The organism is Acidobacteriota bacterium (assembly GCA_026707545.1).
In the GTDB taxonomy this organism is placed as follows: Bacteria; Acidobacteriota; Thermoanaerobaculia; order Multivoradales; family Multivoraceae; genus Multivorans.
In genome coordinates this window covers 248,601-263,884 of sequence record JAPOWR010000004.1, presented here as the reverse complement: position 1 = coordinate 263,884, position 15,284 = coordinate 248,601, and the positions used below count along the sequence as shown (strand labels likewise).

At 68.4% G+C, this 15,284-nt stretch carries 12 protein-coding genes and 1 tRNA gene; 1 reads left to right on the top strand and 12 read right to left on the bottom strand.

Annotated elements, in window-relative coordinates; translation table 11 throughout:
- Positions 1 to 7 precede the first annotated feature (7 nt).
- The 11 genes from mraY to OXG83_15920 all read right to left on the bottom strand — a co-directional run bounded on the left by mraY (position 8) and on the right by OXG83_15920 (position 13,818).
- Complete coding sequence (gene mraY, locus OXG83_15970) at positions 8 to 1,084, bottom strand: phospho-N-acetylmuramoyl-pentapeptide-transferase (protein MCY3966527.1); 1,077 nt, start codon at positions 1,082 to 1,084, stop codon at positions 8 to 10.
- Positions 1,084 to 2,502 carry a UDP-N-acetylmuramoyl-tripeptide--D-alanyl-D-alanine ligase gene (locus tag OXG83_15965; GenBank protein MCY3966526.1) on the bottom strand — a complete coding sequence of 473 codons (1,419 nt, stop codon included), beginning with the start codon at positions 2,500 to 2,502 and terminating at the stop codon, positions 1,084 to 1,086. The genes mraY and OXG83_15965 overlap by 1 nt, the downstream gene beginning before the upstream one ends.
- Positions 2,503 to 2,515: 13 nt before the next feature.
- On the bottom strand, positions 2,516 to 4,063 hold the full coding sequence (locus OXG83_15960) for a UDP-N-acetylmuramoyl-L-alanyl-D-glutamate--2,6-diaminopimelate ligase (GenBank protein ID MCY3966525.1): 1,548 nt from the start codon (positions 4,061 to 4,063) through the stop codon (positions 2,516 to 2,518).
- Positions 4,063 to 5,844 (bottom strand): penicillin-binding protein 2, encoded by a 1,782-nt coding sequence (locus OXG83_15955; GenBank protein ID MCY3966524.1) that lies wholly within the window; start codon positions 5,842 to 5,844, stop codon positions 4,063 to 4,065. The genes OXG83_15960 and OXG83_15955 overlap by 1 nt, the downstream gene beginning before the upstream one ends.
- 50 nt (positions 5,845 to 5,894) lie before the next feature.
- Positions 5,895 to 6,278, bottom strand: a complete 384-nt coding sequence (locus OXG83_15950; GenBank protein MCY3966523.1) for a hypothetical protein — start codon at positions 6,276 to 6,278, stop codon at positions 5,895 to 5,897.
- A gap of 24 nt (positions 6,279 to 6,302) precedes the next feature.
- Positions 6,303 to 7,277, bottom strand: a complete 975-nt coding sequence (gene rsmH, locus OXG83_15945) for a 16S rRNA (cytosine(1402)-N(4))-methyltransferase RsmH (GenBank protein ID MCY3966522.1) — start codon at positions 7,275 to 7,277, stop codon at positions 6,303 to 6,305.
- Between the two features lie 4 nt (positions 7,278 to 7,281).
- Positions 7,282 to 7,752 carry a division/cell wall cluster transcriptional repressor MraZ gene (locus tag OXG83_15940; GenBank protein ID MCY3966521.1) on the bottom strand — a complete coding sequence of 157 codons (471 nt, stop codon included), beginning with the start codon at positions 7,750 to 7,752 and terminating at the stop codon, positions 7,282 to 7,284.
- A gap of 190 nt (positions 7,753 to 7,942) precedes the next feature.
- On the bottom strand, positions 7,943 to 9,112 hold the full coding sequence (locus OXG83_15935; GenBank protein ID MCY3966520.1) for a SurA N-terminal domain-containing protein: 1,170 nt from the start codon (positions 9,110 to 9,112) through the stop codon (positions 7,943 to 7,945).
- A gap of 10 nt (positions 9,113 to 9,122) precedes the next feature.
- Entirely contained in the window at positions 9,123 to 9,977 is an 855-nt protein-coding gene (locus OXG83_15930; GenBank protein ID MCY3966519.1) for a peptidylprolyl isomerase, read from the bottom strand.
- The gene (gene mfd / locus OXG83_15925) at positions 9,974 to 13,450 is read right to left on the bottom strand and encodes a transcription-repair coupling factor (protein MCY3966518.1); all 3,477 of its coding nucleotides are present in this window, start codon (positions 13,448 to 13,450) and stop codon (positions 9,974 to 9,976) included. The genes OXG83_15930 and mfd overlap by 4 nt, the downstream gene beginning before the upstream one ends.
- 17 nt (positions 13,451 to 13,467) lie before the next feature.
- Positions 13,468 to 13,818: a septum formation initiator family protein gene (locus OXG83_15920; GenBank protein ID MCY3966517.1), complete on the bottom strand. Its 351-nt coding sequence runs from the start codon at positions 13,816 to 13,818 to the stop codon at positions 13,468 to 13,470.
- 99 nt (positions 13,819 to 13,917) lie between these two features.
- Between OXG83_15920 and OXG83_15915 the strand changes: the two genes are divergently transcribed.
- Positions 13,918 to 13,994, top strand: a tRNA-Met gene (locus tag OXG83_15915).
- Between the two features lie 197 nt (positions 13,995 to 14,191).
- Here the strand turns inward: OXG83_15915 and OXG83_15910 are convergent.
- Complete coding sequence (locus tag OXG83_15910) at positions 14,192 to 15,280, bottom strand: DUF1295 domain-containing protein (GenBank protein MCY3966516.1); 1,089 nt, start codon at positions 15,278 to 15,280, stop codon at positions 14,192 to 14,194.
- Positions 15,281 to 15,284 lie beyond the last annotated feature (4 nt).

The following is a 15,284-nucleotide window of genomic DNA, read 5'->3' as shown; positions in this document are numbered from 1 at the left end:
AAGACCGCTACCTCAACTTCAGGGTCGAAAGCCCGAGAAAGGCGAACAGCACGGCGAGAATCCAGAACCGGACGATCACCTGGTTCTCGCTCCAGCCACGGAGTTCGAAGTGATGGTGGAGCGGGGCCATGCGCAGGACCCGACGCCCGGTCATCTTGAAGGACGCCACCTGGACGATCACCGAGAGCCCCTCCAGCACGAACAACCCGCCGACCAGCACCAGCAGCAGCTCCTGCTTCGAGAGCACGGCAACTGCTCCGATCGTGCCGCCGATCGCGAGCGAACCGACATCGCCCATGAACACCTGCGCCGGATGGGCGTTGAACCAGAGGAAGCCGAGGCTGGCCCCGACCAGGGCGGCGCAGATGATCGCGACCTCGCCCGCCCCGGGGACGTAGGAAACCTGCAGGTAGCCGGCGGCGACCGAGTTGCCCGCGATGTAGGCGAAGATCGCGTACGTGGCGGCCGCCACCAGGGCGGCGCCGATCGCCAGGCCGTCGAGCCCGTCGGTGAGGTTCACCGTGTTCGAGGAGGCCGCGATCAGGATGGCGACGAAGGGAATGTAGACCGGCCCGAGCTCGAGCAGAAGGGTCTTGAAGAACGGGAAGCTCAGGTTCGTATCGAGCGGCGTCAGGCCGACCAGGCCGGCGCCGAGCGCCACGCCTACCGCGAGCTGCAGGCCGAACTTCGCCTTCATGCTCAGGCCCTTGTTGTGGCGCCGCCGGACCTTGAGCAGGTCGTCGGCGAAGCCCACGGCGCCGAGCGCGATCGTCGTGCCGACCGCAAGCCAGACGTAGATGTTCGAAAGGTCGGCCCACAAGAGGGTCGGCACGATCACCGCGGTCAGGATGAGCAGCCCGCCCATCGTCGGGGTGCCGGCCTTGCTCTTGTGCCGCTCCGGACCTTCCTCACGGATCTCCTGTGCGATCGAGAGGCGCCGCGCGGCCCGGATGAAACTGGGGCCCAGCATCAGGCTCAGCACAACGCCGGTGAGCGCAGCGCAGGCGCAGCGGAAGGTGATGTACTGGACGACGTTGAAGGGCGCCATCCTCTCGCCGAGCGGCAGCAGCAGGTCGAGCAGCATCAGTTCGCCTCTTCCCGCCGCAGCGCCCCGACGACGTGCTCGAGCGCCGAGCCGCGCGAACCCTTGACGAGCACGACGTCGCCGCTTCTGATCAGGCCCGGCGTACCGGCGCTCGCGGACCGGAAGTCCTCGAACCAGACGGTTTCCGCGCCGCCCTCGGCCGCGGCCGCCACCAGCTCAGTCGTCAGGTCGCCCACACCCACGACCAGGTCGAAGCCCAGATCGGCGGCGGCGCTGCCCAGTTCCCGGTGGTAGCGGCGTTCCGCGCTCCCGAGTTCGAGCATCTCCCCCAGGATCGCCACATGCCGCCGGCCGTCGAGCAGGCGCGCGGCCTGAAGCGCGAGCTCCGCCGCTTCCGGATTCGAGTTGTACGAGTCGTCCACGAGGGTCGCACCGGAGTGCAACGACACGACTTCGCCACGTCCGGCCGCGGATCCCGCACGTCGCGCGGCCGACGCGACACGCTCGATCGGAACGCCGAGGCGCAGGGCGCACGCCGCGGCGGCGAGGAAGTTCTCGACGTTAACCCGGCCGTGCAGGGGCAGTTCGACGAGTGCTTCGGCGCCGCGCGATTCGAGCCGGAAGCGCGTTCCGGGTTCTCTCGCCAGCGGCTCGAGGTCACGCGCCGTGGTTTCGGCGACGGGAGTCTTGCCGGCCGCCGGCTCCACCTCGTACCAGACGACGCGATCCATGGCGGCGGCGCGGCCGCTCGCTGGACCTTCCGCCACGTATCGCTCCACCAGACCCACGACGTGCGGATTGCCGGCGTTCGCCACGATCATCCCGTCGCCGGCAAGTCCCTCGAGCAGCTCCGCCTTGGCGCGGGCGATCGCCTCCACGCCCGCAATCACCTCACCCTCCTGCTCGAAGCCGGCGAGGTGCGCCGGTCGAACGTTCGTGAACACTGCGACGTCCGGCCGGCCAAGGCGGCTGACCGCGGCCAGCTCGCCGGGCACCGACATGCCCATCTCTGCCACCAGCCACTCGCAGTCCTCGTCCACGGCAAGCAGCGTGAGGGGAAAACCAAGGAGGTTGTTCAGGTTGCCCGGACTCTTGTGAACCTGCCAGCATGTGCCCAGGAGCAGTGCCAGCAGATCCTTCGTCGTCGTCTTCCCCGCCGAGCCGGTGACCGACGCGACCCGGGTGTTGAGCCGCCGTCGATGGTCACGGGTCAGATCGTGGAGCGCCGCGGTGACGTCCCCCACCCGGATCTGGGGACCACCCGCCCGGTCGACCGGCGTCGCCACCACCGAGGCCGCGGCGCCCGCCGCAAGGGCATCGGCGACGAAGCGGTGGCCGTCGGTCCGCTCTCCCGGCAGGGCGAAGAACAGTTCGCCGCCCTCCACCCGGCGCGAGTCGATCGCCGCGCCCCGGTAGCTGGCGCCGGGTTCAACCTCTCCGATCAGGCAGCCGTTCATGATCCTGACCGCATCAGCAAGGGGCCGTCTCACCGCCCCGCTCCCGGTTCATTGCGTCGAGTGCCGCTTCCGCCTCGTCCCGGTCGCGGAACGGCACCGTGGTGTCGCGAAAGGTCTGTGTCGCCTCGTGGCCCTTGCCCGCGATCAGAACCGTCCACCCTGGTTCGGCCGCCGCGACCGATATCGCCCGGCGAATCGCCTGGCGCCGGTCCCCGACAACTTCCCAGGCACAGCCCCGGGCGGCCTCGAGGCCCACGACGATCGCGGCATGAATGAGCCCGGGCTCCTCGGTGCGCGGGTTGTCGTCCGTGACGATCGCGAGGTCCGCGAGTTCTCCCGCCGCGCGTCCCATCAGCTCCCGCTTGCCGCGGTCGCGGTCGCCGCCGCAGCCGAACACGACCGCAAGGCGGCGGTCGCTCAGCTCCCGCGCCGCCCCGAGGGCCGCCCGCAGGCCGCCGTCCGTGTGGGCGTAGTCGACCAGAACGGGGAACTCCTGACCGCGATCCACGGGTTCCAGCCGTCCGGAGAGAGGCGCCTGGTCGGCTACCGCATCGCGAATCGCTTCCTCCGGCACGCCCAGGGCTTGAGCCGCGGCGACCGCCGCGGCCAGGTTCTCGAGGTTGAAGCGGCCAAGGAGCGGGCTATTCAGGGTGACGCGGCCCGCCGGCGTCTCGATCTCGGCGCGAATCCCGGCGAGATCGAGTTCGGCGGCGATCACCCGCACGTCGGCCTCCACGCGTCCGCAAGCGCTGAACCGCACGACGCTGCCACCGCTCCCGATCAGGCGCGCAAGGCGACGGCCGTGCTCGTCGTCCATGTTGAGCACCGCCGCGCCTCCAGGGCGAAGCAGGGAGAACAGACGGCGCTTCGCCGCGAAGTAGGCCTCGAACGACGGGTGGTAGTCCAGGTGGTCCCGGGTCAGGTTCGTGAACACCGCCGCATCGAAGCTCATGCCGTTCATCCGGCCCTGGTCGAGGGCGTGGGACGACACCTCGATCGCCGCCGACCGGGCGCCCAGGTCCACCGCTCGGCGCAACATCCGGAACAGGTCGCTGCTCTCCGGCGTGGTGCGGTCCTCCGCCGCCTGGCTCAACGGCTCGAAGGCCGACGGAACTGAACCCGGCAGATGAACCGTGCGTCCGAGAGTTCCGACCACCGCGGCCGAACGGCCCGACCGCGTCAGACAGGCGCCGATCAACTGCGCGGTCGTGCTCTTGCCGTTCGTGCCCGTGACGCCGACCGTCAGGAGTTCGCGTTCCGGGTGGCCGTAGAGCCTCGCGGCCACGCTCCCCATGCTGGCGCGCGGATCGTCGACCTCCAGCCACGGTACCGGCGCCGGGGCCGGCGGCGGGCCGAACGCAAGCACCGCCGCGGCGCCACGCGCCACGGCATCCGGAGCGAAGTGGCGCCCGTCGTGCACGTCGCCCCGCCAGGCGACGAACAGGTCGCCGCTTTCAACGCGGCGGGAGTCGTGCTGTACGCCTGTGACTTCCGTGTCGGCGGCAGCCATGCCCAGCGGTGACCGGAGCGTCACGTCGGCGATCGCATCGCCGAGTCTCATCAGCTCGAAGCCTTCGCCGTCCACAGCTCGCCTTCCGTCCCCGTCTCCTCCTGCTCCACGTTCTCTTCGTCGACCGCGCCCGCGACCTTGACTTCCTCCGGCTCGGCCGGTCGCAGCCACACCGGCTGGCTCCAGCCCATCGGCTGGCTGGAAGGCGACGCACCGAGGTAGAACAGCGCTTCGCCGACGATGCGCTGGAAGGCCGGTGCGGCGACCTCGCCGCCACCGGTGGCGACCGTCGGTTCATCGATCATCACCAGACAGACCAACCGGGGCGCTCGGGCGGGAGCGATGCCCACGAAACCGGCGACGCGGCCGGTCTCCGAGTAGCCACCCGAGTCGGACTTCTCGGCGGTACCGGTCTTGCCGGCGACCCGGTAACCGGCAATTGCGGCCTTCCTGCCGGTGCCGCTGACGACCACTTCCTCGAGCAGTCGGACGACCCGATACGCGGTCGACTTGGAGATCACGCGCCGGCTACGGTCCGTCGGACGCGCGTCGACCATCTCGCCTTCCCGCTCCAGGGCTCTCACGATGTAGGGCTGATTCCACACCCCGCCATTGGCGATCGCCGCGTACGCGTTGGCAAGCTGCAGGGGCGTCACCGCAAGCCCGTGGCCAAACGAAGCGTAGGCCGTCGTCTCACGGTCCCAGACTCGCCGCGGCACGATCCCCGGGTGCTCTCCACCAACGTCGATTCCGGTCGCGGTGCCGAACCCGAAGGCCGACACGAGATCCCGCATCGTCTGCTCGCCTGCCAGCAGCCCCGCCTTGATCGCACAGACGTTGCTCGACTTGGCGATCGCGGTGCGGAAAGGCAGTTCGGGAAAGGGCTTGTGGTCCTTGATCCTTGCCTTGCCGACGCGAATCGATCCGTTACCGCAGTCGAGGATCTGGTCGGCGTGAACCACCTGCCGCTCGAAGGCGCCCGCCGCGGTGATCGTCTTGAAGGTCGAGCCCGGTTCGTACGAGTCCTGCAGCGCCCGGTTCCGGCGCTCGCCGGGGCCGAAGTCGCCAAACCGGTTCGGGTCGAAGGCCGGATAGGAGGCCATCGCCAGCACCGCCGAATCCTCCGGCGCGAGAATCACGACGTTTCCAGCCTTCGCCTTCGACCACTCGATCGTCTCCCGCAGCGCCCTCTCCGCCAGGTGCTGGATCGTCGCGTCGATCGTCAGGTGGAGGTCCGCTCCGGGTTTCGGTTCGCCCAGGGAACCGGCAACGACGACCAGACGCTGCTGACCGTCCCGGAGCACGTGCCTCCTGACCGACTCGCCAGCGACCTCGTCGTCGTATCGCAGTTCGATTCCCGCGAGACTTCGGTCCGTCCCGACGAAGCCGAGCACATGGGCCATCAGCGAACCCATCGGGTACTCGCGCTTGCTCTCGGCAAGGAAGTAGAGGCCCGGAAAGGCGGACAGGTCGATGCCCTTCGCCAGGTCGCGGTCGAGCTTCCGCGCCAGGGGCACATGTCCCGGTTTCTGCAGCAGCGCCTTGATCCGTTCCTCGGTGCGACCGACGAGGGGGGCGATGGTTGCCGCAAGCGCCACCGGATCGTCCACCTTGGCGGTTTCGGCATAGAGCGTCCGCGTCTCGACCGACACCGCCATGGTTCGGCCCCGCGCGTCGTAGATCGTCCCCCGGTTGGGGTTCAGAACGACTTCGCTGCGCTGCTGCCGCGCGGCCTGCTCGCGGTACTTGTCCGCACCGCGGATCTGCAGGTCGAAGAGCTTCCAGCCGATCGCGCCCATCCATAGACCGGCAACCGCGACCAGAATCGTCAACCTTCCGACGTACCGGCGCCTCATGCCCCGAGCGCGCGGTCCCAAGGCGCTCACTGCGCCGCCTCCGAGGCGTTGCCCGCCCTGACCAACGACGCACTCTCCGAACTCAAAAAGACCATCTGGTCCAGGGTCGGCGGCGCCATCCCGAGTTGTTCCGCCACCGCCGACAGCCGCTCAGGACGGGTGAGCCGGGTGGCTTCCAACTCGAGAAGCCGTTCTTCCTGCAGCACGTCCTCGAGTTCTCGTTCGAGCTCCTCGATCCGATAGCCGGCCTCCAGGCCCTGTTCGTGCACCCAGGTGTACGCGAACACCGCGGCGGCGAACGGCAGGACGATGGCCACCAGTCGCCAGAGGCCACGTAGCCGGCCCGGGTCCCGCTGGCGCACGAGGAAGGGATTCGCAATCTCCTTGCTGACGCTGTAGCCGGTCTTCACAGCTGCCGGGTCTCCTCCGTACCGCTACAGCCTCCGGGCCGCGCGCAACCGGGCCGACCGCGACCGCGGGTTGTACTGCACCTCGCTGGGCTGCGGCCGGATCGGCTTCCTGGTCATCAGTTCGATCAGCCGTGTTTCGGCGCGCGGGCGACCCGTCACTGGATCGACCTCGCCCAGGGCGCTGGCGCGGAGCCGATGCTTGACGATCCGGTCTTCCAGGCTGTGGTACGAAATGACCACCAGCCGGCCGTCCCGCTCAAGCAGATTCACCGCCCGTTCAAGGGCCGGTCCCAACCCGGACAGCTCCTCGTTGACCGCGATCCGAAGTGCCTGGAACGTCCGGGTCGCGGTATCGATCGACCGGCTTCCGGGCACCGCGCGGCCTCGTCTCGTCCGCGACGACCCAACCGTCTCGTGAACCAGCTCGCGCAGTTCGTCGGTGGTCTCGATCGGTCGGCCGCGACGCCGCTCGACGATCGCCCGGGCGATCTTGCGGGCTTGCCGCTCCTCGCCATAGTCGCGAAGCACGGTCTCCAACACGCTCTGGGATTCCAGATTCACCATGTCCCTCGCAGTCCTCGTTGCCGATCGAGTCGATTGATCCATGCGCATGTCGAGAGGGCCGGAGCGCCTGAAACTGAAGCCGCGCTCCGGCTGGTCGAGTTGCAGCGACGAAACGCCCAGATCGGCGAGGATTCCCGCCGGTTTTCCGGTACCCGCCTCAGCGACGATCTCGTCGACGGAATGGAAGTTGCCGTGTACCAGGAAGGCTCGCGCTCCGAACTCGCGCAGCCTGCGCCGGGCATGGGCCAGGGCTTCCTCGTCGCGGTCGATGCCGAGGACCCTCGCGCCGGGAAAACGCGCGAGGAGTTCCGCTGCGTGGCCGCCCAGGCCGACCGTGCAGTCGACGAACCAGCCGTCCCGTTCCGGGGCGAGGAAGCGCAGGACCTCGCCGACCAGAACGGGCTGGTGGATAGCGGTTCGCGGTTCAGCGCCCACATCGTCAGCCGTCCGCGCCGCGAAGCTCCTCGAGAGCTTCGAGGTCCTCTGTGAGTTCGTCCTGATCCTCGTCGGTGAACGGGTCCGACTCGAGCTCACTCTCCATCCGTTCGAGGTTCCAGACCTCCAGACGGTCCGACTTGCCGAAGACGACGACTCCGCCCTCGATCCCGGCACGTTCCCGGAGCCGACTGGGAACGATCAACCGGCCCTGCGCATCGAGCCGGCTCTGCTGACCGTAGTAGCTGACCCTGGCCTCGAACTTCCGCCGCAACCGGTGCGTGGACGCCAGACCGGCCAGCCGCCGTTCCACCTGTTCCCAGTTCCGCAGCGGATAGATCCAGGCGCAGTCGCCGCGGAGCGACGTGGTGAAGATGTCCGAGCCGTACCGCTCCTGCAGGGGACGGAGAAAGACGCTTGGGACCTTCAGCCGCCCCTTCGCGTCGATCTTGGCTTCTGCATGCCCTCGAAACATCGCTCACGCCCATAAGGGCCAGGTGGGCGCAAGGCCCACAAACTGACGCTCAGACGCGCGATACTACTACCTTTTTCCCATTTCTGTCTACTTCCAACCACTTTGCTCCACCGACCGGCAGCACACGGCAAACGACCGGACGTACCGCGTGTTGGCCGCATGCCCCGCTTCGAGGCCGCCAGCGGACGGTTCAGGGCCGGCCGTCGGTCTCCTCGGCCGCCTCGCCGGCTTCGCCGGGCGAATCGTCCGCTTCCGGGTCCTGCGCGCCCGGCCCGAACGGAGCGAGCAGCCCCAACGCATCGTCATCCAGCGAGGGCGCCTCGACGGGCCGATATCCCTCGGCGCCTTCGGGTAGCCGCTCCACGATGTAGGCGGCCTCCGCCAGCTCGATCAGGTAGAGGTCGTACTCCTCGGTGAACAACCGGTTGCGCTCCTCCATCTGGATCGCCTCGCGAACCTCCTCGAACGGCTGGATCGCTGCGGGCGTTCGTTCGAGCATCTTCAGTACGTGCAGGCCGCCCCGCGCTGCGATCGCGTCGGCGACGCCGTTCACTTCGAGATCCCAGGCAACCGCATCGAGCGCTGGCGCCAGGTCACCGGGCGTCACCCACCCGACATCGACGGCCGTTACACCTTCGCCAAGTCCCTCCGCCACTTCCGCCGCCGTACCGCCCGACATCAACCGGGTCCGCGCCAGAGCGGCCAGCGGCGCCATACGGTCGGCCGGAACCGTGGCCTCCAGGACCACGATCTCCTCGAAACGCGCCCGCTCCGGAACGCGGAAGCGCTCCTCGTTCTCCCGGTAGAACCGTCGCAGGTCTTCGTCTTCGACGACCACCCGGGGAGCGACTTCGCGGCCGCGGACGATGTTGGACCGCAATCGCTTCCTGATCTGCTCCCTGAAGTCCTCCTCCCGCATGCCCTGCTGCGCCAGCGCCTGGCGGAACTGCTCGTCGCTCTCGAGTCTGAATTGCTCTCTGGTCGCGCGGACCTGCTCGTCGACCTCGCTCTCGTCGATCACGACTGCCATCTGATCCGCCCGCGACATGAGGAGCAGTTCCTCGAACAGGAGCTTCATGACGACGCGACCCGCGTCGGAAACCAGCTCCTGCCGCTCCCGTTCCGTCAATCCGACGGCGGCCCGGATCTGGTTCATCTGTTCATTGACCGCCCGCTGGTAGTCGTAGAGAGTGGCGATGCGGTCGTTGACCCGCAGCACGACGCGGTTGTCCGAACCAGGCGAGGACTGCCCAGCCACCGGGAGAGCCGCCATCGCCAGCAGCGCCAACAGTGCACCGACGGTAAGGAGCCCGCCAAACCGGGAGTCGCCAGGCGCGGGGCCAGGGCTCTGTCGAGTCATTCTTGCTACCTCATTCCGGGGCAACCGGATCCGCGAAGACGCCGCGGTACTCGAAGGGCAACCGCTCCACCGCGACCCGCGGATTGTACTCCTGCCGGGCCTCGGCGGCGGCCGCCCGCACGAGTTGGTCGCTGCGTGCCTCCTCCAGCAGCGCCCTGACCCCTGGCGCCGCCTCCGCGAGCGTGAGCGTTCCTGCCGGCAGGACGCGCTCGACCTCGAAGATGCGAAAGCCGTAGTCGGCCTCGAGCAACTCGCTCCATTCTCCTTCGCCGAGTTCGAAGACGACATCGGCCAGCGCAGGGGGAAGATCCTCCCGCGACAGCTCACCCTGAAGACCGCCGAGAGACGCGCTGGGACCGATGGAGCGAAGACGCGCCAGTTCGCCGAAGTCGACGCCCGCCTCGAGTTCCGCCAGGGCGAGTTCGGCGGCGGCCCGATCCTGGACGAGGATCTGACGCAGGCGCACCCGGGGCGGCCGGGCGAAGTCGCTCTGATGCTCCTGGTAGTAGCGCTCGATCTCCGACTGCGACACGACCACCGGAGACGCCTGGAGCAGCCGCATCGCCGCCTCCTGGGCCGTCGCCTGCCCGTCCACGAGCCCCCGGTCCCGGGCGAGCCGCACGAGGAGCTGGTCGTCCACGAAGCGTTCGAAGAGCCTGGAGAGCACCGCGCTGCCGAACCGGGAGGCGTCCTCACCGAGGGACTCCTCCACGTAGGCCCGAAAGTCCTCGTAGCGAAAGTCCCGGTCGCCGATTCGCACCACGACTCCCTCGGGCAGCTCGCCGCCGCCGCAGCCAAGCGAGAACGCAACCAGGAGACCGGCGCAGAGTCCTCGTACGCGGGGCGAGTCCCACCGGCCAGTCAATGGACGGTCTCGGAGGCGGCAAGGCCGGACAGCGGCTCACCCGACAGCAACTGGAGGAGCTGCAGCGTGACCTCGAGCGCCTGCGGGCCCGGTATCCCGCCAAGCGTCAGAACGCCGTCCGGCGTGAAGCCGGCTCCCTCCCGCTCGGACACGAAGCGGATCAGTCCGTCGACATCCACCTTCGCGTCGCGACGCAATCGGATGGTCAGACGCTCTTTCCGGTGCGCGATCGACTGGACACCCAGGGACTCCGCGACCCGTTTCAGTTCCGCGCCGCGAACCAGGGCGTGGACCGCCTCGGGCGGCGGTCCGAAACGGTCGCGAAGTTCGCCAAGCAGCGTGTCCGGCTCCTCGTCAGCGTCCGCCAGACGCCGGTAGATCTCGAGCCGCAACGAGATCTCGCTGATGTAGTCCTCCGGAATCGACATGGGCGTGGGCAGGCTGATCGACGCCGACGGCGTCTCCGCCGGCGCTTCGCCCCGGAGTTCCGCGATCGTCTGTTCCAGCATCTTCATGTAGGTCTCGATTCCCACTTCCGCGATGTGACCGCTCTGCTCCGCCCCGAGCAGGTTACCGGCGCCCCGAATCTCCAGATCGCGCGCCGCGATCCGGAACCCCGCCCCCAACTCGGTGAACTCCCTGATCGCGACGAGCCGCTTGCGCGCCTCCTCCGAGAGCACGGTGTCCGGGGGCGCCAGAAGGTAGCAGTAACCCAACTGGTCACTGCGTCCTACGCGGCCGCGCAACTGGTAGAGCTGGGCCAGACCGAAACGATCCGCGCGGTGCACGAGCATCGTGTTCACGTTGGGGATGTCGATCCCGTTCTCGATGATCGTCGTCGCCAGCAGCAGGTCGACTTCTCCCGACGTGAAGGCCCTCATCCGCCGGCTCAGTTCGGCCTCGTCCATCTGTCCGTGGCCGACGGTGATCCGGAGCCCAGGCACGAGTTCGCGCAGGTAGCGGAGCATTCCCTCGATGTCCTCGACCCGGTTGTAGACGTAGAACACCTGGCCGCCACGCTCGACCTCGAACTCGATCGCCTCGCGGACCAGATCGCCCGAGAACGGCAGCACCCGCGTCTCGACCGCCATCCGATCCCGCGGCGGCGACTCGATCAGGGACAGATCCCTGACTCCCGCCAGGGACAACTGCAGGGTACGCGGCACCGGCGTCGCCGACATCGCCAGGACGTGAACGTTCCGCTTCAGTTCCCGCAGGCGCTCCTTCTGGGCGACGCCGAAGCGCTGCTCCTCGTCGATGATCACCAGACCCAGGCACGGCAGGTCGATATCCCGGCTCAGCAGCCGGTGCGTGCCGATCAGGATGTGGATCTCGCCCGGCGCCAGCCGCTCCCGGATCTTCCGGACCTGGGCGGCCGAACGGAACCTGGACACCATCTCGATCTCCACGCCGAAACCCTGAAAGCGCCTCCTGAAGACCCGCAGGTGCTGATCGGCAAGGATGGTCGTCGGCGCCAGCACGGCGACCTGCAGGCCGTTGTCGACCGCCTTGAACGCCGCCCGCATCGCGACTTCCGTCTTGCCGAAGCCGACATCGCCGCAGAGAAGCCGGTCCATCGGCCGTTCGCGGCCCAGATCCTCCTTGATCGTCCCGATCGACTCCAGTTGATCCGGCGTCTCCTCGTAGCTGAAGGCGCTCTCGAACTGGAGCTGGCGGTCGCTGTCCTCGTTCATCGGCACCGCCCGCGCCAGCCGGCGCTCGGCATACAGCTTCAACAGATCGGTGGCGATCGCCTTCAGGCTGCGCCGGATCCGGCCCTTCTTCTTCGCCCAGCTGCTCCCGCCCAACTGGTCGAGGCGTGGGGCCAGGCCCTCGATGCCGCTGTAGCGTTCGATCTCGTCCAGGCGAGTCAGAGGCAGGAGCAACGTACGGCCCGATGAGTAGAGCAGTTCCATGACCTCGATCGCCCGCGACTGCCTGCGCGGTCCGTAGCCCTCCACCTCGGGTCCGTCGTCGGGCGGACCTTCCAGCGTGCGCAGCCCCAGGAACTGCCCGATGCCGTGGTCCTCGTGAACCACGAACTCACCGACCCGCAGGTCCCCGAGCCCCGACACGAAGGGGCCCATCCGGCGGCGGCGGCGCGGAGTCCTCGCCCGGCGCCGAAAGAGCTGTCCCTCGCCGAACAGCACCAGCCGGGCAGCCGGCAGCCGGAAGCCCCGTCCCAGTTCACCGTCGACCAGCCGTATCCCGCCTCCATCCCAGTCGATCTCGCGGCTGCCGAGCGTTCGGCGAAGCGACTCGTGTCGTCCGGCGCGAGCCACCAGCCAGAGATCGTCGCCGCGCGCCGCCGCGGTCTCTACCTCGCGCGGGAAACGGGGAAGCTGATCGATCAGCACGTCCGTCTCGACCGCCCCGAAGTCGACCCGCGTTCGCCGTCGCGCGGGTTCGTCCAGAACGCCCCCGACCCGGACGGCCGCGTCCTCGACGAGATCGAGCACCTGCGTGCTGGGCACGGTCAGCCGTTCCGGTTCCGCGGCGACGTCCCCGTCGTCGGACCGTCTCGCGTACTCGTCCCAGAGCATCTCGGCGTGCTGCTCGATCTCCCGGCGCACGCGGCCTGGTTCGACCACGACGACCGTCGCGTTCTCCATCACCTCACCGAGACTCGTGCTCGGCTGCAGCAGAGGGAGGTACTTCTCCCAGCCCGCAAAGGGCTCCCCCTCGACCATTTCCTCCAGTTGCGTGCGGGACGACTCGGCCAGATCGCCTCCTCGCTCTTCCAGCAGCGCCAGAGCCAGCTCGGCGGCCTGTTCCGGCGCGGCCGCGAACGGCGTCAGGGGCCGGATGCGCAACGACTCGACCGCCTCCTCGGAGCGCTGCGTCGAGGCATCGAAACGGTGGATGCTCTCGATCGTGTCGCCGAACAGGTCGAGTCGCGCGGGCCGCGGCTCGCCGGGAGCAAAGAGGTCGAACACACCGCCCCGCTGCGCCACGGCCCCTACCGCCGCCACCAGGTCGGCGCGCCGATAGCCGCGGGAGACCAGGTGGGTCAGGAGTTCCTCCAACACGACATCCTCACCCACCCGAAGGTCCACGACTGACCGGAGGAACGCCTCAGGTTCCGCGAGGCGATGAAACAGGGTCCGCGGCGTGCAGACGACGGTGACGCGCGGGGTGCGGAGCAGGACGTCGTAGGCGACGCTCTCCTGGGCGCGCACCTGCAGCGAGGCTTCCGCCTGCTGGTACGGCGTCAGCGCCGGGGACGGAAAGGGGACGACGCGCTCCCCCTCCCCATGCCCGAGCAACCGAGCCCCATCCGTCCAGGCAAGGACCTCGCTCTCGCTCGGAACGACGACGAGCTGGGCCGCGGCCCTGTCCTCAGCCAGCAGCTCGAACACCACCGAGGCCGCGCGTACCGGCAGACCGACGACCACCGCGCGTTCGGCCGCAGCCAGTTCGCGGTAGTCCCCGCCGCGACGAATGCGGCGGCGGAGTTCACGCCACGCGGACACCCTTGGTCAGAACCGGATCAGTCGTCCGTGCGCGGCAGAACGACGACCGTGTCGCCCGGTCTCACCAGACCCAGCTCCTCGCGCGCGAGACGTTCCAGCACGACTGGATCGTCCTGAAGCAGCGCGACCCTGCCCTTCAGACTCTCTACCCGCTGCCTCGCCTCCTCGAGCTCGATCTCGAGCTCCGCCTCGCGCTCAGCCAGCTCGGCAAGGCCCGAGTAGTTGTCGGCGCCGGCCCGGGCCAGAAGCAGAAGCACCACGATCAGGCCGACGCCGATCAGCGTCGGCAGCGAGCGCTGGGTCCAGTCGAGCCAACGATCGATGCGCTCCCGCAGCCGCCCGCGCCGGTCTGAAGGCGTCGCAGACACGCGACAAAGCCTATACGAGGGACCACTTTGCCACCGGAAGCACGCACCCGGCTCCCGGTTGACACCGCCCTCCTCCTGTGCCACCATTTTCCGTCCTGACGCGGGGTGGAGCAGTCTGGTAGCTCATTGGGCTCATAACCCAAAGGTCGCAGGTTCAAATCCTGCCCCCGCTACCAAGTCTTCTAAGGGCGCGACTACGGTCGCGCCCTTTTCGCTTCTCGCGGGGGCTTCCAGCACAACGCCCCGCAGCTACCTAACTCCTCGGTCGCCATAGCCCAAGGGTCGCAGGTTCAAATCCTGCCCCCGCTACCAAGTCTTCAAGGGGCGCAGCCACCGGCTGCGCCCTTTTCTCTTCGGCCGACCGGCCTGTCCACTACGGAATGAACGGCAACACCGAGTAACGCACCCGTTTCGTGTAGCGCTCCCAGAGCTCGCCGTACTTCGCGCGGCAGCGGCGATCATCGCGCCTCGAACGGTGCAACAGCAGCCCCGTCAGCCACGCCGGGAGCAGGAAGGGCACCCAGGACACGAAGCCGGTGGTCAGCGTGAACGCGACGTAGACGCAGATCTCGCCGGTGTAGTTCAGATGCCGGCCGATCCCCCAGAAGCCGGACACCAGGAGGCGGCCGTCCAAGGTTTCGGCGGGCCGTCCCCAGATCCTGACGTTCGGATCCTGCTTGAAGCGGTGCTTCTGCTGGTTGGCGCCGCGGAAGAGCCAGAAGCCGAAGGCCGCGAGCAGGACGATCCCGACGGCCGCGACCGGAGGCAAAGTGTCCGGCGCGTCGACCAGCCACCAACCGGAAAGGCAGTAGAAGAAGGGCACCAGGACGTAGTCGCCCCAGACCAGGCCCAACCCGAACCGCTCGGCGATGATGTCCCAAGTGTGGACCATGCCGTGCTCGAACTGGAAGTAGTTGAACACGTACACGAAGGTAATGGCCTGGTAAATGGCCATCGCCAGCGTCAGCCGGCCGTCGGTCTCGTACTGGACGGCGGCGAAGGACATGTTGAACATCGCCAGGCCGATGAGCGACGGGCGGTAGCTGAACATCTTCAGGTCGACGCCGCAGCAGGTCGGGTTGAGCTCCGAACCCATCAGGAACCCTCGCCCGGCGTCCGCCGAGGCGGCCCTCGCCCGTGCTCCCCGGAAGTAGAGCCAGCCGGACGCGGCGAAGGCGAACACGTTCGCGACGACGAACAACGCCGCGAAGTGGGAATGCAGCACGGAGAGGGAGAACCAGCCGAACCCCTGGGCGACGACTCCCAGCGCCACGGTGACCAGGAACAGGGCCAGACCGTTCAGCTTGTAGATGCGCGTTTCCCCCTCGATCTCGGGCCCCGCGACCCGCCGGCCCGGCAGGACCATCGAACCCACGAAGAGAAAGCCGATGAACAGCAGGAGCATCCCCGCCGCCTCGAGCAGGGTGCCGGCCGACAGCGCGGACAACGAGAACTGCGGCATGCCT